General features: G+C 66.0%; 20 protein-coding genes. 4 read left to right on the top strand and 16 right to left on the bottom strand.

The window, feature by feature from the left end:
* Positions 1 to 140: 140 nt before the first annotated feature.
* The 13 genes from JI743_RS14965 to trbB form a co-directional block, all read right to left on the bottom strand.
* Positions 141 to 1,715: an MFS transporter gene (locus JI743_RS14965; protein WP_201929419.1), complete on the bottom strand. Its 1,575-nt coding sequence runs from the start codon at positions 1,713 to 1,715 to the stop codon at positions 141 to 143.
* A 257-nt stretch (positions 1,716 to 1,972) separates the two neighbouring features.
* Positions 1,973 to 2,221, bottom strand: coding sequence for a helix-turn-helix transcriptional regulator (locus tag JI743_RS14960; protein ID WP_201929417.1), 249 nt, complete (start codon positions 2,219 to 2,221; stop codon positions 1,973 to 1,975).
* Positions 2,222 to 2,446 carry a DUF2274 domain-containing protein gene (locus JI743_RS14955; RefSeq protein WP_201929414.1) on the bottom strand — a complete coding sequence of 75 codons (225 nt, stop codon included), beginning with the start codon at positions 2,444 to 2,446 and terminating at the stop codon, positions 2,222 to 2,224.
* A complete protein-coding gene (locus tag JI743_RS14950) occupies positions 2,443 to 3,666 on the bottom strand; it encodes a TraB/TrbI/VirB10 family type IV secretion system protein (RefSeq protein ID WP_201929464.1) in 1,224 nt (407 codons plus the stop codon). Before JI743_RS14950 ends, JI743_RS14955 begins: the two co-directional genes overlap by 4 nt.
* Positions 3,667 to 3,680: 14 nt before the next feature.
* Complete coding sequence (trbG, locus tag JI743_RS14945; RefSeq protein ID WP_201929412.1) at positions 3,681 to 4,517, bottom strand: P-type conjugative transfer protein TrbG; 837 nt, start codon at positions 4,515 to 4,517, stop codon at positions 3,681 to 3,683.
* Positions 4,514 to 5,197 (bottom strand): conjugal transfer protein TrbF, encoded by a 684-nt coding sequence (trbF, locus tag JI743_RS14940; RefSeq protein WP_201929404.1) that lies wholly within the window; start codon positions 5,195 to 5,197, stop codon positions 4,514 to 4,516. Before trbF ends, trbG begins: the two co-directional genes overlap by 4 nt.
* A 4-nt stretch (positions 5,198 to 5,201) precedes the next feature.
* Entirely contained in the window at positions 5,202 to 6,485 is a 1,284-nt protein-coding gene (gene trbL / locus JI743_RS14935) for a P-type conjugative transfer protein TrbL (RefSeq protein WP_201929402.1), read from the bottom strand.
* Positions 6,482 to 6,709 (bottom strand): putative entry exclusion protein TrbK-alt, encoded by a 228-nt coding sequence (gene trbK-alt, locus JI743_RS14930; protein ID WP_201929394.1) that lies wholly within the window; start codon positions 6,707 to 6,709, stop codon positions 6,482 to 6,484. The genes trbL and trbK-alt overlap by 4 nt, the downstream gene beginning before the upstream one ends.
* Before the next feature lie 25 nt (positions 6,710 to 6,734).
* Entirely contained in the window at positions 6,735 to 7,445 is a 711-nt protein-coding gene (gene trbJ / locus JI743_RS14925; protein WP_201929392.1) for a P-type conjugative transfer protein TrbJ, read from the bottom strand.
* Positions 7,442 to 9,883, bottom strand: coding sequence for a conjugal transfer protein TrbE (trbE, locus tag JI743_RS14920; protein WP_201929380.1), 2,442 nt, complete (start codon positions 9,881 to 9,883; stop codon positions 7,442 to 7,444). The genes trbJ and trbE overlap by 4 nt, the downstream gene beginning before the upstream one ends.
* The gene (locus JI743_RS14915) at positions 9,880 to 10,149 is read right to left on the bottom strand and encodes a VirB3 family type IV secretion system protein (protein WP_201929378.1); all 270 of its coding nucleotides are present in this window, start codon (positions 10,147 to 10,149) and stop codon (positions 9,880 to 9,882) included. Before JI743_RS14915 ends, trbE begins: the two co-directional genes overlap by 4 nt.
* Positions 10,149 to 10,481, bottom strand: a complete 333-nt coding sequence (locus JI743_RS14910) for a TrbC/VirB2 family type IV secretion system protein (protein WP_201929369.1) — start codon at positions 10,479 to 10,481, stop codon at positions 10,149 to 10,151. Before JI743_RS14910 ends, JI743_RS14915 begins: the two co-directional genes overlap by 1 nt.
* Entirely contained in the window at positions 10,478 to 11,413 is a 936-nt protein-coding gene (gene trbB / locus JI743_RS14905; protein ID WP_201929462.1) for a P-type conjugative transfer ATPase TrbB, read from the bottom strand. The genes JI743_RS14910 and trbB overlap by 4 nt, the downstream gene beginning before the upstream one ends.
* Before the next feature lie 267 nt (positions 11,414 to 11,680).
* Here trbB and JI743_RS14900 point away from each other — a divergent pair, with 267 nt between their 5' ends.
* The 4 genes from JI743_RS14900 (at position 11,681) to JI743_RS14885 (ending at position 14,038) form a co-directional block, all read left to right on the top strand.
* Entirely contained in the window at positions 11,681 to 12,199 is a 519-nt protein-coding gene (locus JI743_RS14900; protein WP_201929446.1) for a helix-turn-helix domain-containing protein, read from the top strand.
* A gap of 59 nt (positions 12,200 to 12,258) precedes the next feature.
* Complete coding sequence (locus tag JI743_RS14895) at positions 12,259 to 12,588, top strand: hypothetical protein (RefSeq protein WP_201929363.1); 330 nt, start codon at positions 12,259 to 12,261, stop codon at positions 12,586 to 12,588.
* Positions 12,589 to 12,629: 41 nt separating this feature from the next.
* Complete coding sequence (locus JI743_RS14890; protein ID WP_201929361.1) at positions 12,630 to 13,118, top strand: hypothetical protein; 489 nt, start codon at positions 12,630 to 12,632, stop codon at positions 13,116 to 13,118.
* Between the two features lie 122 nt (positions 13,119 to 13,240).
* Positions 13,241 to 14,038, top strand: a complete 798-nt coding sequence (locus tag JI743_RS14885; protein WP_201929359.1) for a JAB domain-containing protein — start codon at positions 13,241 to 13,243, stop codon at positions 14,036 to 14,038.
* Here the strand turns inward: JI743_RS14885 and JI743_RS14880 are convergent.
* The 3 genes from JI743_RS14880 to JI743_RS14870 are packed head-to-tail and all read right to left on the bottom strand — an operon-like array spanning position 14,035 to position 18,196.
* Entirely contained in the window at positions 14,035 to 14,445 is a 411-nt protein-coding gene (locus JI743_RS14880; protein WP_330902992.1) for a GIY-YIG nuclease family protein, read from the bottom strand. The genes JI743_RS14885 and JI743_RS14880 overlap by 4 nt on opposite strands.
* Positions 14,442 to 16,436, bottom strand: coding sequence for a conjugal transfer protein TraG (locus JI743_RS14875; RefSeq protein WP_201929357.1), 1,995 nt, complete (start codon positions 16,434 to 16,436; stop codon positions 14,442 to 14,444). The genes JI743_RS14880 and JI743_RS14875 overlap by 4 nt, the downstream gene beginning before the upstream one ends.
* 17 nt (positions 16,437 to 16,453) lie before the next feature.
* Positions 16,454 to 18,196, bottom strand: coding sequence for a relaxase/mobilization nuclease domain-containing protein (locus tag JI743_RS14870; protein ID WP_201929355.1), 1,743 nt, complete (start codon positions 18,194 to 18,196; stop codon positions 16,454 to 16,456).
* Between the last annotated feature and the right edge of the window lie 97 nt (positions 18,197 to 18,293).

Raw genomic sequence — 18,293 nt, 5'->3', positions numbered from 1 at the left:
TCCTCGCGCCGCCGCGCACCATGGTCCCCCAAACAGCTTGGCGCTGCCTGCCGGCGATGCGGGAAAGGGCGTTTCGGCTTCCGAGGCAGCCGCTTCGGGAGCGCTACAGGACCGGCCTACCGGCCCGAACTACCGCGAGCCTAGAGACCGGCCTTATCGAACACATGGCCTTCGGGGTCGAGATCGCGCAGATCGGTTCCCCTGGTTTCGCGGCCATGGCGCGCGACCAGGACTAGCGAGAGCGACAATGGGAGCGCAATCATGGCTGCGGCGGCCCCGAGCGTCGGCACAATCGCCATGATTGCGAGCATCTGCGCGAACACCCCGCCGAGTTTGCTGCATGCTGCGACGACGCCGGTCGCCCGGCCACGAACAAGGAGAGGGAAGCTTTCGGCCGAATAGGGCAGCAGCATGGCAATGATGGCGTTGCTGCCGACAATGAGCAAAGCGACCGGAAGGATCGGACTGGCGTCTCCGACAGCCGCCAGCCATAGCACCCCGGCAAGGCCGAGCAACGTCACCCCTATCGACAGCAACAGCGAATTCTTTGTGCTCCAGGCGCTGTATATCCAGGCAACAGCGAATACCGTTGGAAGCGCGATGAATGCCGAGGCGGCAAGCAGGCGGCTCGCGACTCCCATTGAGTAGCCGCGGGCCACAAGTTCGGCTGGCAACCAAAGAAGCAGCCCGAAGTTGACGAGGCCCCATCCGATTGCCGTGAGGCTCAGCGCAAAGAGCTTGCCGATGTGTCTGTGCGCCAAGGGCGGAGGCTGCACGCCTCTTGCGGTGCGCGCGCCCTCGCCTCCCGTCCGTCTCCGGCGCACACCCGAACCAAAGCGCGCCATGACCTTTTGCGCTTCCGCAAGGCGGCCGCGCGCGACGAGAAACTTCGCTGATTCCGGGATCAGGCCGCCGAGCGCGACGAGAACCAGCCCGCTCGGCAGATTGGCGAGCCAGAGGATTCGCCAGCTGTAGATGGGTTCGAGCCACGCCGCCACCAGGCTCGCCGCGACATAGCCGCCTACCGCACCCAACCCGCCTACGAGAACCAGGCTCCAACCGCGGTGCCGGCTCGGCATCATTTCGGCGAGCAGCGCATAGGTGACTGGTAACATGCCGCCCGCCGCCGCCCCCATCATGAAACACATTCCGATGTTCCATGCGAGCGAAGGCATCGCCCCGCAAATCGAGGTGCCGACGAACATGACGGCCGAAAGCAGGATCGACGCTTTGCGACCGTAAATATCGGCGATCAGGCCCCAAAGGAACGAACCGATGACCGTACCCAGCAGAGCGACAAACGGAACGAGCGATACGGTTTCGCGTGGCACCCCATATTCGGCCATCATCCCGGGGATAGTGAAGCCCAGGCTCGCAGGCTTCATGATATCGATGACGAGCGCGACGACCAGCACGGCCATCAGCCGCCAGTGCGCCCAAGAAAGCGGCGCATCCTCCGGTGCCTCGACCGCAAGGGCGTTTGTCGTGGCGAGATGCTGCGAGAGTCCGCGAGGAAGCAGGCCGTAGGCGGCTGCGGCGATACCTGCAACGATGAGGTACATGCCGGCAATCATGCCGGGGTCCATCGGCATCCCGACCATATGGAAGCCCATGCTGCGGCCCATCCAGAACATCGGCAGGTGAAGCAGGACGCCGATGGTAACGGCGAGCACGCCCGTCACGAAAAGCAAGGGACCACGCCCGTTCGTCGCCATCGCCCCTCCGCAATCGACATTCAGACGCGCCGTTTACGCAGTCCGCAGACCGTTGTCACCTAGCGACGAAGGATAGGAGACGCCCATCTACAGATTCCGTTCACGGGATTCTCCGCGATTGCGGCAGCCCCAAGTCTCTACGCGGATAATGTACTCGCGTGCCGGACGAACACACAGACACGAGAAGCTCAGAAATCCGCGGCTCGCCGTTCGTCGACAAATTGCCTTACGCGATCATTTCACCTCAATCGTCGCGCCTACCAGAGCGCCCGCGTCTCCATCCACGCAAGGACCTCTGCCAGCTTGAACCGCGGTCGCGGCACCCGGCCCCGGCTTAAGTCATACTCCTTGGGGAAGCCGACAGGACGGTCGCGCCGATAGCGGTCGATCGTCCGTCGCGAGAGCCGGGCGATGCGAGCAAAATCCTCGACCGTGATGAAGCGCTCGCTCGGCGTCGGTGACGGGCAAGTACGCTCCGCACCGTTCGCAGCGCGATCGCCGAGCATCTACGGCTCCCGCCGCCGCTGCTTGCCGAACTCTCGATCGCCAGCAATGAACCGCTCTATCATCGGGCCAATCAGCCGCTCGGGGGGCAGCGGCGTCGCCAGTCCGGTCAGTTTGGCGTGTACCTTAGCATAGTCGGCGAGATCGCGGATAAGTGCACCCGGCAGCTCGATTGTCAGCTTGACCGGCTTTTCCTCCACGACCGGTCCGAGCCTGAGCTTGCTCATTTCGCGTCTCCTCCTGTCTGATCGAGTATAAGGTCGCGCGTCACAAGCACCCGAAAGGCAAAGCCGGGCCGAATGGTGATGGTAGGCGCTATGGAAAGCTCGCGCTCCACAACTCGGCGTCCGGCCTCGTTCGTGCTGCCCTGCAAGCCCGACCGAAGCGCCCGGACAAGATCGTCCTCGCCGCCTGCGGCCAACTCGGTACCGACACCGAGCAGCGACGAAACCAAAGCGGCGCGCAGCATGCGCCCCCAATGATTGTTCACGCGATCCTCGAGTCCTGCAAAGCCGGCCGCATCGGCACCCGGCTGGCGGTCAAGGCGAATAGAGCGCCCTCCGGGCAAGATGAGCCGATCCCAAGCGAGAAGGACCCGGCGCTGGCCCGCCGCGACCTCGCTGTCATATTCGCCGATCAATCGGGCGCCTTGCGGGATCAGCAGCAAGCGTCCGGTTGGGCTGTCGTAGATATTCTGCGTCACTTGCGCCGTAATCTGGCCCGGGAGGTCCGACCGGATACCGGTAATGAGTGCCGCAGGAATGACTGTGCCCGCCTGGATGATCGTGGCCGAACTCGGCGCGACGATTCGCTCAGCGCTTTCTATCGCGCGGCGCGGTCCACCTGCGAGAAAGGCCTGCCGGCCAGCTGCCAGACTCTTCGGTCCGCTTCCAGGCTGAGTCTCCGAAGGCAAGGACTCGGCCAGGCCCGTCCCGGACACGGCTCCGTTGGCTCCCCCGAGGAAGAGCCGGCTGCCTTCGGCGGCTTCGCGCTCCTGGAGAGCGCGCAGCCTTGTCTGTTCGCGGGCCGTTTGCGCCGGACCGGCGGACGGCGATCCCATCCCTGGCACGGGCATCGATTCACCTGCCTTCTGCGCCGACACGATCGGCCGACCAAGATCGCCCGGCAGCGGCGGACCAAGTTTCGGGACCGCGCCGTAATCGGCTGGGGCGCCGGTAACATTCTCGGAGCGGTTCGTTGACGCGACTTCGTAAAGTTCCTGTGCGGCTTTGGGATCGACAGGCCGCAGCGCCCAGAGCAAGGCGCCGCCAATCGCGATCCCCGCGACCCCGCCCAGGACGGCGAGAGTTTTTCGCGACAGGCGCATCACGCGTGGCAGCTCGTCCTCGAGACGAAAGCCGTCGGGACTGGGAGGCGCGATCGCGGCCGCCTCCGCTTCGGAAGCTGCCGCGCTGGCCTCCCCGTCATCGCGCCCAACCCCCGGCATGTCCTCGGGCCGGCTCACGGGCGGCCTCGCTCGGCCGGCGTGTCGCGCGAGATGCGAACCTTCTTCGCGGCCTTGCCGGCCCCGAGCCGTAGCTCGCCGCGTTCGAACAGTCGGTCGACGATCATGAAGCGGCCATCGACCCGGTAGTTCAGCAGCTCGGCCGCCCCTTTCCGGCCGACCGCAAACAGCGGCGGCATTTCGCCCGTCGCGACCGAAGGACTGAACTCCACGAAGAGCTGGCGGCCATCGTCGAACGCGCGGACCGGGCGCCAGTCCACCTTGTCACCGCTGATGCGGTAAGCGAAGTTGAGCGACGGCAGGTCGATCCCGCCGGCGACGGGCGCCGCACTCACGCGCTCGGCTTCGGCCGCGCGAAGCGCAATCAGCTCGTCCTGCGGATAGCGCCACGAGACCGCGGCCATATAGGTCGAGGGCGTCGCGCGCAGTTCGATGTGATAGGTCCTGCGGCTGGTATTGATGACGAGATTGGTCATGATGTCGGGCCGCGTCGGCTTCACCAATATATGAACCCGCCGCGAGGCTCCCGCACCGCTCAGCGTGTCGCCGATGATCCATCGCACCGTATCGCCCGCTGCGACCGGTCCGGGGCCGACCAGTTCCTCGCCTTCCTGCAAGGCGATATCGGTGACCTGGCCCGGAGCCGTGTAGACCTGGAACAGCGCCCCCTCGGCCCAGGCATATTGCTGGATCGCCCCGAGGAACGTCGAACGCTCGGGCTGCACCCGCGCCGCGTCATTGGCGCGGCCGACCTGGGTGCGCGGATCGCCCGGCACGGCATGGGCCGGCACGGCCAACAAAAGCGCGCCGGCAAGCAGGGAAATTCTCATCATTGGCTGAGCTCCTTCGAAAGATTGATCGCCGTCACCCGAAGGCCGATCGGGTTTTTTTGCAGGGCTTCGGGGGTGCGCGGCGGCTGGATCGTGATTGTCACGATCGCCGACCAGCGCGAGGTTTCGATGAGACTGCCGTCCTGATAGCGGCGCTCGGTCCAGGCGATGCGGAAGCTGTCCTTCGACGCCCGGATCACGCTCGACACATCGACCGCAACCTGCCGCTTTCCGACCTCTGCAAAGGGGTCATTGTTGCGGGCATAATCGTTGAGCGCCTGCGCTCCCGATGTCGCGGCAAAGTCGTAGGCGCTGAGCCAGTTGGCACGCAGCACGACCGGATCCGCCGGAATCGAGCGAATATGCTCGACGAAACGCGCCAGATGAAACGCGATCTGCGGATCGGTCGGCGTATAATTGCTATCAGCAGGCGCGACCGCCCTCGCCTCGCCGAGCTTGTCGACCTCAACCACCCAGGGCGTGATGGTGCCGCGCAGCGACTGCCAGACGAGCGCCGAGGCGAGCCCGCCCGAGAGCGCGAGGCATCCGAAGAAGGCGAGCCGCCAGTTCTTCGCCTGGACGCGCGCCGAGCCGATGCGATCGTCCCAGACCTGTGCGGCGCGCTGATAGGGCGTCACCGGTTTGGGCGATTTGCCATAATGGGTCGTCGGTCGTCGGAACATGGGTTCAATCCTTCTGGCTGATGTCGGGGGATGCGCCGGTGCCGTGGCTGTCGCCGGCCTTCAGCGTCTGCGCGCCGATGGTCGCGCCCGAGGCGATCGCCTGGCGGCGCTTCATGGCGGCTGCCCAGGTCGGAGGTTCGGAGGCGCTGCCGCCAGCGGCCGGAGCACGCACCGGCGTGCCCGCCTGCCCTTGGGCAAAATTCTGGCGGAGGCGGTTCGCGGCCCGCCGCAGCGGCGATCCGGCTCCGCTGGCAGCGTCGCGCGCGACACTCGCCATGCCTGCGCCGAAGGCCCGCATGCCGGATTTCCCGGCCGCGCCGCGGGCGTAAGAAGCGGAGGCCGAACCGGCAGCGCGCGAGGCGCCTGCCGCTCCCTTCCCGGCCATCGATGCGGCGGCACCGGTCGCAAGCGTCGCACCGGCGGCGCCGGCGGCGATCGTCGCGCCGGCTGCCAGAGCAGTGCCAGCTGCGGCACCCGCTCCGAGCTGGGGGCCACCAGCAACGATGCCGTTGGCGACGCTCGGACCGAAGATGCCAAGACCGAGCAAAGTGAGCGCGCCGAGCGCGATTGCCATGACTTCGCGAATGTCGGGCTCGGCGCCGAGCCCGGCTTCCATGAAGCGTTCAAACAGGGTGACGCCGATGCCGGTAATCACCGCGAGCACGAGCAGCTTGATGCCCGAGGAGATGACATGACCGAGCACGCGCTCGGCCATGAAGGCGGTGCGGCCGAAGAAGGCGAAGGGCAGCAGGACGAAGCCCGCGAGCGTCACGAGCTTGAATTCGAGGATCGTCACGAAAATTTGCACCGCGAGGATGAAGAAAGCGAGCACGACGATCACCCAGGCGATCAGCAGGATCATGATCTGGACGAAGTTTGTGAAGAGGCCGACCGGGCCGACGAGATCAGCTGTCGCGTCGAGCAGGGGTTCCGCCGCGTCGAGGCCGGTCGCCGCGACCATACCGGGCCGCATGAAATCGCCGATGGCCATCGCGCCGCCGCTCGCCTTCAGACCGAGGCCTGCGAAGCTTTCGAGCAGGATGATCGAAAGCGCCTGAAAGTTGCCGATGATGAAGGCGAAGACGCCAATGTAGAGCGTCTTCTTGATAAGCCGCTGCAGCACATCCTCGTCGGTGCCCCAGGCCCAGAAGAGCGCCGCGATCGTCACGTCGATCACGATCAGGGTCGAGGACAGGAAGCCGACCTCGCCTCCGAGCAGTCCGAAGCCGCTGTCGATATAGGTCGAGAAGACGATGAGGAAACTGTCGATGACGCCAGTGTCGTTCATTGATCGGACTTTCCAGAACGGAAGAAGTGACGCCGTTTGGCTTCCCATGCCGCCGCGCACTCGGGATCGGGTTCGGTCGCCGTTCGGCAGCGACGCAGCGTGTCGCCATAATCAGGGGGTGCGTCCGCTCCGGAGATCTGGGGAGCGGACGCACGGGGCGCGGGCGGATCGAGCGCAGCGATGAGGGCAAGGGTCAGCGCAAGGCCCAGGACGATTGCCGCCATCACCAAACCGCCCGCCCGGCCCATCTCAATTGCCCCTGCGGAAACGGCGGAAGCGTTCGCGGCCTTCGGCCTCGGCGGCGGCGGCGCGCGCGGCATCGAGCATCTCGGCGCGGCCCTGCGCAGTCATGACGGCGGCAAGGTCGGCGATCTGCTGCGACTGGATCGCGAGCAGCTGGTTCCCCGCCTGCGCCGCCTGCAGCGCGCCGGTCGCGCCCTGGCTCGCGCCGACGATGGTCGAGATCGAGGTGCGGGTGCCGCCCATGTTCGAGACGATGCCGGCCTGCACCTTCATCGCGTCCTCGAAGGCGGCGACGCTGCCCTTCCAGCGCGCTTCGGCATTGGCGACCATCGCCGCCGCAGATCCCGAAAATGCGGTACCCTTGTAGCGCTGTTCGAACCCCTTGCGGATATCGGTCACGTCATAGGCGATGCCCTCGGCCTGGCTTAAGAGCTGGCGGGTCTGATCGATCTGCGCCTGCAGCTCGCCGAGCGTCGAGACCGGCAGGCTTTGCAGGTTGCGCGCCTCGTTGAGAAGCGACGTCGCCTGATTCTGGAGCTGTTTGATCTGGTTGTTGATCTGCTCGAGCGTGCGCGCCGCGGTCAGGATATTCTGCGAATAGTTGCGCGGATCGTGGACGATGCCGCCGAGCTGCGCGGTTGCCGGCGCCGCGACCATCGGGCCCGCAGCGCTAACCAGCAGCGCGGCAGCGAGAGCGCGGGCAAAATATTTCTTCATTGGGGGGACTCCTGGTTGGGGGCGACGGTGGAGGGCAGCAGCTCGGTCGCCCATTCGAGCTTGCGGTGAGAGAGCCAGGCGGCCGCGAAACCCGCGCGGCCGTGCGCGGCGAACAGTTCGCCGATGCGGGTCTGGTCGGTCTTCGAGGAGGCGGCCGTGAAGGCGAGAGCGATGTCGCCGAGCCCGAGGTCGAAGAGACGGTTGCCGCGGCGCGACTGGCAATAGTAGTCACGCTTCGGCGTCGCCCGGCTCAATATCTCGACCTGCCGGTCGTTGAGCCCGAACCGCTCGTATATGCGCGCGATCTGCGGCTCGAGTGCGCGCTCGTTCGGCAGGAATATGCGGGTCGGGCAGCTCTCGATGATCGCGGGCGCGATGCTCGACGTCTCGATATCGGCGAGGCTTTGGGTCGCGAAGACCACGCTCGCGTTCTTTTTTCTGAGCGTTTTGAGCCATTCACGAAGCTGCGCGGCGAAGGCGGGGCTATCGAGAACGAGCCAGCCCTCGTCGATGATGATGAGCGTCGGTGAGCCGTCGAGGCGCCCAGCGATGCGGTGGAAGAGATAGGAGAGCACAGCGCCCGCCGACGCCGCGCCAACCAGGCCCTCGGTCTCGAAGACCTGCACCAACGCCCCGCCGAGCTTCTCCTCGTCGGCATCGAGCAGCCGGCCCCAGGGACCGCCGACAAGATAGGGCGCGAGCGCCTGCTTGAGTTCGATCGACTGGAGCAGGACCGCGAGCCCGGTCAGCGTCCGTTCGGACGCGGGCGCGGTTGCGAGCGATGTCAGCGCCGACCAGAGATGCTCCTTCGCCGCCGGGTCCATATCGACGCCTTCGCCCGCGAGCATCGCCGCGAGCCATTCGGCCGCCCAGCTCCGCTCGGCCGCCTCATCGATCCGCGCGAGCGGCTGCAGCGCCACCCCGCCCTCACCGTCGTGCAGTGCGCCGCCAAGATCCTGCCAGTCCCCGCCCATTGCGAGCGCCGCGGCGCGGAGCGAGCCGCCGAAGTCGAAGGCGAAAATCTGCGCGCCGGGATAGCGGCGAAATTGCATCGCCATGGTGGCGAGCAGAACCGACTTGCCAGCGCCGGTTGGCCCGACGACGAGCGTGTGACCGACGTCGCCGACGTGAAGCGAAAGGCGGAACGGGGTCGAGCCTTCGGTCTTGCCGTACAGCAAGGGGGCATCACCGAAATGCTCGTCCCGTTCCGCCCCGGCCCACACGGCGGAGAGGGGGATCATGTGGGCGAGATTGAGTGTCGAAATCGGCGGCTGGCGGACATTGGCATAGACATGGCCGGGCAGGCTCCCGAGCCAGGCCTCGATGGCGTTCATGCCTTCGATCGCGCAGGTGAAGTCGCGGCCCTGGATCACCTTCTCGACGAGGCGTAGCTTCTCGGCCGCGAGCGCGGGATCGGTATCCCATACGGTCACCGTGGCGGTGACATAGGCGATGCCCGCATGATCGGCGCCCAGTTCCTGCAATGCCATGTCGGCATCGGCGGCCTTGTTCGAGGCGTCGCTGTCCATGAGCACCGACTGCTCGTTGGTCATCACCTCCTTCAGGATCGCCGCGATCGACTTGCGCTTCGCGAACCATTGCCGCCTGATTTTCGTGAGCAGCTTGGTCGCGTCGGTCTTGTCGAGCATGATCGCGCGGGTCGACCAGCGATAGGCGAAGGCGAGCCGATTGAGCTCGTCGAGTAATCCCGGCCAGGTCGACGACGGAAAGCCGGTGATTGTCAGCGTGCGAAGATGCGAGCTGCCAAGCCGCGGCTCGAGGCCCCCGACGAGCGGCTGATCGGTAAGCAGCGCGTCGAGATAGACGGGTGTCTCGGGCACGCGCACGCGCTGCCGCTTGGTCGAGACGGTCGAGTGGAGGTAAGTCAGCGTCTCGCCGTCATCCAGCCAGTCGGCCTCGGGCATGAAACCCTCGACGAGATGGAGCACGCGGTTGGTGCGGTCGGCAAAGGCCGCGACATGCTCGCGCGGATCGACTCCCGAGCGCGCTATGCCCTCATAGAGCCAGCCTTCCGCACGCGAGGCGTCCTCGGCGGGCGGCATCCACAGGAGGGTCAGATAATAGCGACTCTCGAAATGCGCCCCCTCCTCCCGGAACTGCTCGCGGCGCTCCATATCGACGAGCGCCGATGCGGGATCCGGAAACTGCGATTGCGGATAATCGGCCGCAGGCAGGCGCTGTGCCTCGACGAAGACCGCCCAGCCCGAGCCGAGGCGCCGCAGCGCGTTGTTCAGTCGCGCCGTGACGGCGACGAGTTCGGCGGGCGTGGCGCTGTCGAGATCGGGACCGCGGAAGCGCGCCGTGCGCTGCAGCGATCCGTCCTTGTTGAGCACCACGCCCTCGCCCACCAGCGCGACCCAAGGGAGGAAGTCGGCGAGGCAGGCGGATTTCGAACGATATTCGGCGAGATTGATCATGGCCGCATCCAGACGGGATATTTGAGATGACGCCGGGCGACGTCGACGAAGAGCGGATCGCGGCGCGCCGCCCAAACCGAGAGCGCGTGGCCGATCGCCCAGAGGACGAGACCCGCCACCCAGAGGCGAAGACCAAGCCCGATCGCGCCCGCGAGCGTGCCATTCACGATCGCAAGACTGCGCGGCGCGCCGCCGAGCAGGATGGGCTCGGCGAGCGCCCGGTGGACCGGCGCGAAGAAGCCCTGCACCTCTCCTTGCCCATCCATCACACCAGCGCTCCGCCGCTGAACGAGAAGAAGGAGAGGAAGAAGCTCGACGCGGCGAAGGCGATCGATAGTCCGAACACAATCTGGACGAGGCGGCGGAAGCCGCCCGAGGTATCGCCGAACGCAAGGCTGAGCCCGGTCACGATGATGATGATCACTGCGACGATCTTTGCGACCGGTCCCTCGATGCTCTCGAGGATCGATTGCAGCGGGGCTTCCCACGGCATCGACGAACCCCCGGCCTGCGCCGGCACGGCAACGGCGAGCGCGACGAACGCGGCGGTCGAGGCGAGCATGGCGCGGCGGGCGCCATGCCGGATGGCATGGATCATCTTGTTTCTCCTGCGGGGGTGATGAGCGGGGTGATGCGGAACTGGCCTGTCACCGGATCGAGGCCATCGACGCGGGCGAGTTCGGAGAGGCGGCGACCGGTGCCGTCGCGCACCAGAACGGCGACGAGATCGATGGTCTCGGCAAGCAGCGCGCGCGGAACGGTGACCACCGCTTCCTGGATGAGCTGCTCCATCCGGCGCAGCGCGCCGAGCGCCGTCCCGGCATGGATCGTCCCGATGCCGCCCGGATGACCGGTGCCCCATGCTTTCAGAAGTTCAAGCGCTTCGGCGCCGCGCACCTCGCCGATTGGGATGCGGTCGGGTCGAAGCCTGAGCGACGAGCAGACAAGATCGGCAAGTGTGGCGACGCCATCCTTGGTCCGCATGGCGACTAGATTGGGCGCCGCACATTGGAGCTCGCGCGTATCCTCGATCAACACAATCCGATCGGACGTCTTCGCAACCTCTGCGAGCAGGGCGTTGGTGAGCGTGGTCTTTCCCGTGCCGGTTCCGCCAGCGACGAGGATATTCTTCCGCTCGGCCACCGCACAGCGCAGGATCTCCGCAGAGAGGTCCGACATGATGCGAGCATCGACATAGTCGCCAAGCGAGAACACGGCGACGGCGGGCTTCCGGATCGCGAAGGTCGGCGCGGCGACGACCGGCGGCAACAATCCTTCGAAGCGTTCGCCCGTCTCGGGCAGCTCGGCAGAGACGCGCGGCGAGCCCGCATGGACCGCGGCGCCGACATGGTGTGCGACGAGGCGGATGATGCGCTCGCCATCGGTGGCGGCGAGCATGAGACCGCTGTCGTCGATGCCGGCGCCCAGCCGATCGACCCAGAGACGGCCATCGGGGTTGAGCATGATTTCGATGACGGAAGGGTCGGCGAGCCATTCGGCAATGGCCCCGCCGAGCGCTGTGCGCAGCATACGCGCACCGCGCGCTTGCGGCTCATTCCCGACTACAGGTGCGCCCATTTAAGACCCCGTTTTGCTGTCCGGGCAACGGCGCCCGGCTCGACGGGGTCGAGTAAGAGACGCACAAAAGGTCCGGGTTCAACAGGGAAGTTCGTCGATCAATCTGCGGGAACAAAAGACAATAAACAGGAATCACTGACGCCGCCTGTCCATGGCTCTTTACCCGCAGCGCGCCCCCATGGAGGTTGCGCACGGCGGCATTTTGACAATTGTGTGACCATGGATGATTCGGGGTCGCAGCCACCTGACGATGATTTTCGATGGAGCCGCCTGACAGAGAAGCAGCGCGCGTGTCTCGACCTGCTTATCGAGCATAAGACCTCGAAGGAAATCGCGCGGCTGCTCGATATCTCCAAGCATACGGTCGATCAGCGCCTGAATTTGGCTCGAGACACCCTCGGAGTGCGGGACCGCAACGAAACTGCCTTCATCTACCGCCAGCTCAAGGACAGATACGACCGAGTGACATACGACGCGGTGGAGGTTCCGCCGTCGCCGACATTGGTGCGATCCGAGTTTCCGGACGGCGGCTCGCCCAACCTCATGGAACTGCACGACAGTTCCGCGCTGCGGGGCGGGCCATCGGGAATTCGCCTGCCGTTCAGGGGTCTGTTTAAGCGCGATCATGGTTCGGCAAAGCGGCTGTGGATCTACGCTGCCGGATTGGCCTTAACGGTTTGGATCATTCTCGGCGGCCTCGGTGTCGCCCAGGCTCTAAACCAACTGCTATCGCGCTGACCTCTCGTAAAAATCGGTCCAATCGGCTGAAGCTCCCTGGCTTCGGCGAAGGAGAAGCTATGTCCCAGAATATCGCCGCAATCGCCGCCAGACTGCAGCGCGACGTTCCGCATGCCGAAGGCAGCATCGACGATGCGCTGATCGCCGTTACGTCCCTCACCGCAAGCGTCGTGATGGCGCGCCGAGCAACCGGCGTCCCCGCGTCGACCGGACAAGGAACGATCCTGCGGCTGGTGGAGGCCCAGTTGTCGCTCGTGAAGGTCAGCGGAAACATCCTCCGGGCGCATGGCGAGCTCGCCGAGATCGCGCAGGAGACAGCCGGGTACGATCTGCGCGAATGTCCGGCCAGCGCCGGAACGGATGTTGTTCCGCTCTCGTCGGCTGCGTGAAGCGAATTGACCGAGAGCGATCAGCATGAAAAGTCGAGGAAATGCGGATTGCCATTTTCGCCTCTCTCTTGCTGATCGCCCTCATTTACGCTGTGTGGAAAGGGGGCGGCCCCGAACGGGCGATGGTCGGGATCGCGGTGACGATCGTCATCTGGGATCGCATCCTGGTCGGCTTCGGGCTTGTCTCCTACCACTCGCTCGACATTGGCTATCTCTTGCTCGATGTTTTTGGCGCCGCCGCGACGCTCGCACTGGCGCTGGTGGCTTATCGCTTCTGGCCGATCCCGGTTGCGATACTGCATGCGCTTCCGCTTCTCGCACATCTCAGCAGGGCAGCGGATCTCTCCATCAGCCCCAAGGTCTATCTCACGATGCAGGTGGGCTCGTCCTGGCTGCTTCCACCTCTTCTCATCCTTGCAACCTGGCATCACCAGCGTCGACTGAAGCGGTTCGGCAGCGATCCATCCTGGCACGTCTCGTGGAGATCGCTGCCCCCGGACGCGGCTTCGACATCGCCGACGCGCTCCTAAGCGAGTTTCAGTCCCTAGGCCGGCTCTGGGCACAGGAGCAAGAAGCGATCGCCCGGGTTATCGGGTCCCATCCAGCGGCCGCGGCTGTCATCTTCGGAGCGCGCGACGCGGCGATCGCCGCGGTGACCGCGGACATCCGCGGTATCCGGATCGATCCCGTTTCGCCCGATCTTCGCCACTATCTGATCCTGTCGATGGGGAGCCTCGCCGACGAGCGGTTCCGTATCCTGTTCCTCGATGCGTCGCATCGCCTCATCGCCGACGAAGAGATGCAGCGGGGGACGATTTCGCAAATCAAGCTCTACCCCCGGACGATCTTCCGGCGTGCCCTCGAACTGAACGCCGTGGCCATTATCCTTGCGCACAACCATCCGAGCGGCGATGCTACGCCCAGCCGCGAGGATATTGAGGTCACCCGGCACCTCGACCAGATCGGACGATCGCTCGGGGTCGCGGTCATCGACCATATTGTCGTGACCGCGACCCAAGCGCATCACCTCATTGAGCGCGATGGGTCTTCCGCCAGTACGGGAATGCCGGCTTTCACGTTGAAGAGTCCCGATCGGAGCGGCACGGACCGCGATGACGAGCTCGCGCTCGAAAACGCCAAGGCCATGATGCGTCGGCGCCTGCTTCGCCAGCAATTGTTCGGCACTCCCGAACTGTTCGGCGATCCGGCGTGGGAGATGCTCGTCGACCTGTTTATCCATGAGCGCGAACGCAAACCGATCTCCGTCAGCGCGCTGTGCCTCACCCCGAGCATCCCGATGAGCAGCGCCGTTCGCTTGTGTCAGAAGCTCAGCGACGTCGGCATGATCCTCCGCATCCCCGATCTCTATGACGGGCGCCGAACCTTCGTCCGCCTCAGCCCAGAGACTTCGCACCTTATTCGCGCCTATTTTCTTGCGGGATCGGACTAAGGCTCGTCGCGGCTCAATTCGGTCGCGAGCTTCGTGCCACCGTCCATCCGCTTCGCAAGGACCTCGACAAAGCCCTCCCACCGCCGCTTCCCGGTCGCCTGCGCAGCCGCGAGCGCGCTGTCCGGAAGCGGCGTCGTGCTTGTCAGCCAGTGCCGAACGAACAGCGCCAGCGTCTCGTTGGTGAGATCCGCATGCCATTCGAGGCGTTCCAACAGGCGACCGATACGATCCAGACGCCGGATCAGCAATCCCTCTGCCCGGTCTTTATCCTCAGGGGAGAGGAAGGCCATGAGCGCCGCCTCCACAACCTCGGTCTTGGTCGTGCCGCGCTGCCGGGCCCTATCTTCGATGTTCCGGACCAGCATGGTGTCGAGGCGATAGGTCTGCTTGATGTGGGCGCGGCTCACAGGTCGATCCCATCACCCGGATCGAGCGAGGCATTGCGCGCGGCGCGCGAAAGGCGTCGATCGGCGGCGGCGCGGGCACGCGTGGCGTCGCTCTGGGCCTCGTCGTCGGCATAGTCGAACTCGCCCTGCACCGGCCTCGGTGGCGGCGCGATATCTTCATGCACCGGGATTTCCGGTTCCTGCCGGATCCCGCTGTTGGCAGCATCGCCTTCCTCGTTCTCGGCTTGGATCACGGCGGGCGCAGGCAATGCGAGGGGCGGTTCCGTAGGTGCGGCTTCGACCGCGCTCGTCCAATCGTTCGGCCTCGCCGGGTGGGCCCTTATCGTCGGCGGCGGAACGATCCGCGCCTGAAAGCGGGCGTCGAGAAAATAGCGTGCCTTCTTCGCCCGGATGGGCGCGAGTCCCGCGACCATGACGATCTCGTCGTCGGGCGGTAATTGCATCACCTCGCCCGGCGTCAGCAGGGCGCGGGCGGTCTCGGTGCGCGACACCATGAGATGACCAAGCCAGGGCGAGAGCCGGTGTCCGGCATAATTCTTCATCGCGCGCTGCTCGGTTGCGGTGCCGAGTGCATCCGAGATGCGCTTGGCGGTGCGCTCGTCGTTGGTCGCGAAGCTGACGCGCACATGGCAATTGTCGAGGATCGCATTGTTCTGGCCGTAGGCCTTTTCGATCTGGTTCAACGACTGCGCGATCAGGAAGGCCTTGATGCCGTATCCCGCCATGAAGGCGAGCGCGCTCTCGAAAAAATCTAGCCGCCCGAGTGCAGGGAACTCGTCGAGCATGAGGAGCAGCCGGCGCGGCCGCGCAGCGGGATTGAGCTCCTCGGTGAGCCGGCGGCCGATCTGGTTGAGGATCAAGCGAATGAGCGGCTTTGTGCGGCTGATGTCGCCCGGCGGGACGACGAGGTAGAGCGAAACCGGCACGTTGTCCCCCATCAGGTCGGCGATCCGCCATTCGGACCGGGCTGTCACCGCGGCGATCACGGGGTCGCGGTAGAGGCCGAGGAAGGACATCGCGGTCGAGAGCACCCCCGACCGCTCATTCTCGCTCTTGTTCAGAAGCTCCTGCGCCGCCGCCGCGACGACTGGATGGACCGACGTGCCGAGATGCTTCGTCGTCTTCATCCGCCGAAGCGTCGTCTCGATCGGGCGGCGCGGGTCCGAGAGGAAGGCGGCGACCCCGGCGAGCGTCTTGTCTTCTTCGGCGTAGAGGACATGGAGGATCGCGCCGACCAGCAGCGCGTGACTCGTCTTTTCCCAGTGATTTCTTTTCTCGAGGCTCCCTTCCGGATCGACCAACACGTCGGCGACATTCTGCACGTCGCGCACTTCCCATTCGCCCCGCCGCACCTCGAAGAGGGGATTATAAGCGGCCGAGGCCTTGTTGGTCGGGTGGAACAGCAACACGCGGCCGTGCCTCGCCCGGAAGCCCGCGGTCAGCTCCCAATTCTCACCCTTGATGTCGTGGATGATGCAGCTCCCCGGCCATGTCAGCAAGGTCGGGATAACGAGCCCCACCCCCTTGCCCGACCGCGTCGGGGCGAAGCAGAGGAGATGCTCGGCGCCGTCATGCCGAAGATAATGCTTCCCGAGCCGCCCAATGATGACCCCGCCCTCGCCGAGCATGCCCGCGGCGCGCACTTCGCGCGCGCTCGCCCAGCGCGCCGAGCCGTAGGTCTCGGCGCGGCGTCGCTCGCGGGCTCGCCAGATCGACATGAAGATGGCGACGATGATCGAGAGGAACCCGCCCGATGCCGCGATGGCGGCGCCGCGGTAGAAGACCGGCGGCGCATAAGCGTCAAAGGCGAACCACCACCAGAAGAAGGCAGGCGGTGGATAGACAGGATAGTTCGAGATACGGAACCAGGGGTCACCGAGCGCCGCCTGATAGCCAAGCTCCCATGCCGTCCACTGCGTCGCGGTCCACACCGCGCCGAGCACGATCAGGAAGATGACGGTGATCTGCCCCCAGAGGATGCGGTCGTTCATGGTTGTCTCCTGTCCGGTCAGATGCCGAGCCCACGGCCGCGCCCGAGCGACCAGTCGATGCCGCCCCCGCCCGTCACGGTTCCGCTGAGATGCTTGCCGAGGTGGGGCTCGAGCGCGGGGCGCCAGGGCACGAGCTGGAAGCCGAGCCCGTCGTCGATCATCGCGAAGCGCCCCGAGGCGAGTTGCACCCTCTCGCGGTAGATGCCGCTCACATGCTCGCCCGATGCCGATGGGCGATGCTCGAGGCCGGTACGCGCCGCGATCGCCTCGACCGCCGTCTCCATCTCGCTTCGCCGAAGCCTCTCGATCCGCTCTTTCGCCGGCCTGTGGTCCATGCTGCGCGGCAGGAGGTCCTCGCGATCGAGAAAGGTGGCGCGCGCCTTCATCGCGCCTTGGACCTCGCGCCCGAAGCCCTCGGCGCGCATCGTGCGCTCGGGCGAAGCGAGCTGTCGGTCGAGCCAGGTGGCCCCGCGCGCCTCGACCTGTTCGCCGATCGGCAGATCGGAGCGAACGGCGAGCGAGATGTGGCGGACGCCATCGCGCCCATCCCAATGCCTCAGCTCGACGATCGCGCCGGGCTTCGCATCGCCCGTCCATTCGAGATCGGGAAAGCGGATATGGTGCGTCCGCCCGTCGACCCCGTCGATGATAGCATAGGCCGAGCCTGCGAGCTCGTCGTCGAGTCCCCGCGCGACGAGACGGCCGATCACGGGCCCCTCGCCCCGGTCGCCGATCGCGATCGCCGACGCATCGAACGCGATCCCGCGCGCCGCCATCTCGCGGTGCATCGTCTTGATGATGTCGCCGCGCTCGCCGATCGCGCGGAGCCGGTCTTCGGCTGCCGGATCGATCAGATATTGGGCTGGCCCGACCCGCGAGGTGAGCCCCAAAGTTTCCAGTTTCGCGGCCCGACCGAGAAGGTGCCGTTCGCGCCCCGCCTCGGTTCCCGCGACAGGGCGCAGATCGACGATCTCGCTCTCGAGCGCGCGGCGTGCCAGCTCCGCATCGAGGCTCGTCCAGCGTTCTGCATCAATCTCGCGACGGAGCGCAGCATCGACCTGAAGTTCGCTCCTCGGACCCAGCTCGAGCGTCGCGATTTCGGACGCGCGGCCGCGCACACCTTCCGCCATATAGGCCCGGTCGATGACGAGGTCGGCGCCATCGGCCGCGACCCCGCGCACCAGCACATGGATATGCGGATTGTCGGTGTTCCAATGATCGACCGCGACCCAGTCGAGCCGGGTGTCGAGATCGATCTCGATTTGGCGCAATAGGTCCCGGGTGTAGCTGCGCAGGTCCCCGAGCTCGGCCGCGTCCTCGGGACTGACGATGAAGCGAAAATGGTGGCGATCGCCGGCGCAGCGCTCGGCGAATGCGTCGCGGTCAGCGTCGTCGCCGATGCCATCGAACATGGAGGCACCGCGCCCATCGCGCGACACGCCGTCGCGTTCGAGATAGGCGATGTGCCGTCCCAGAGGTGCGGCGCGATATTGCGCGCCGCGATGCCGGACGATGCGCCCCATGACGGTAACGCGGCGCATCGTCGGGCCGCGGCGCAAGCCCGCGAGCGCGCGGCGGCCGCGCCCATGGCGCCCTGTCCCGCCGCGCGATGGCCCGGCACGCCGGAGCCGCGTCGCGCCCGATCGCGCGGCGGCGCGCCGCACCTCGGCGGCCAGCCGCTTGCCGCGGCCCGCCGACCCGGCCCCCGCATTGCGCCCTCTTCCCGGCCTGATCCGAAAATCATTGTCGTCGGCGCTCATACGCGAGCAGCCATATTACAAGTCGTTGAAAACAGGCCCGAACCAAGGGAGATATATGGCAGCAGGTCTCGGGTGCCATACGGTAATAGCGAGACAA

This window comes from Sphingopyxis jiangsuensis (assembly GCF_016734905.1).
Classification (GTDB): Bacteria; Pseudomonadota; Alphaproteobacteria; order Sphingomonadales; family Sphingomonadaceae; genus Sphingopyxis; species Sphingopyxis jiangsuensis.
Note: the sequence above shows the minus strand (reverse complement) of the source record. Positions and strands in the feature narration are given on the sequence as shown.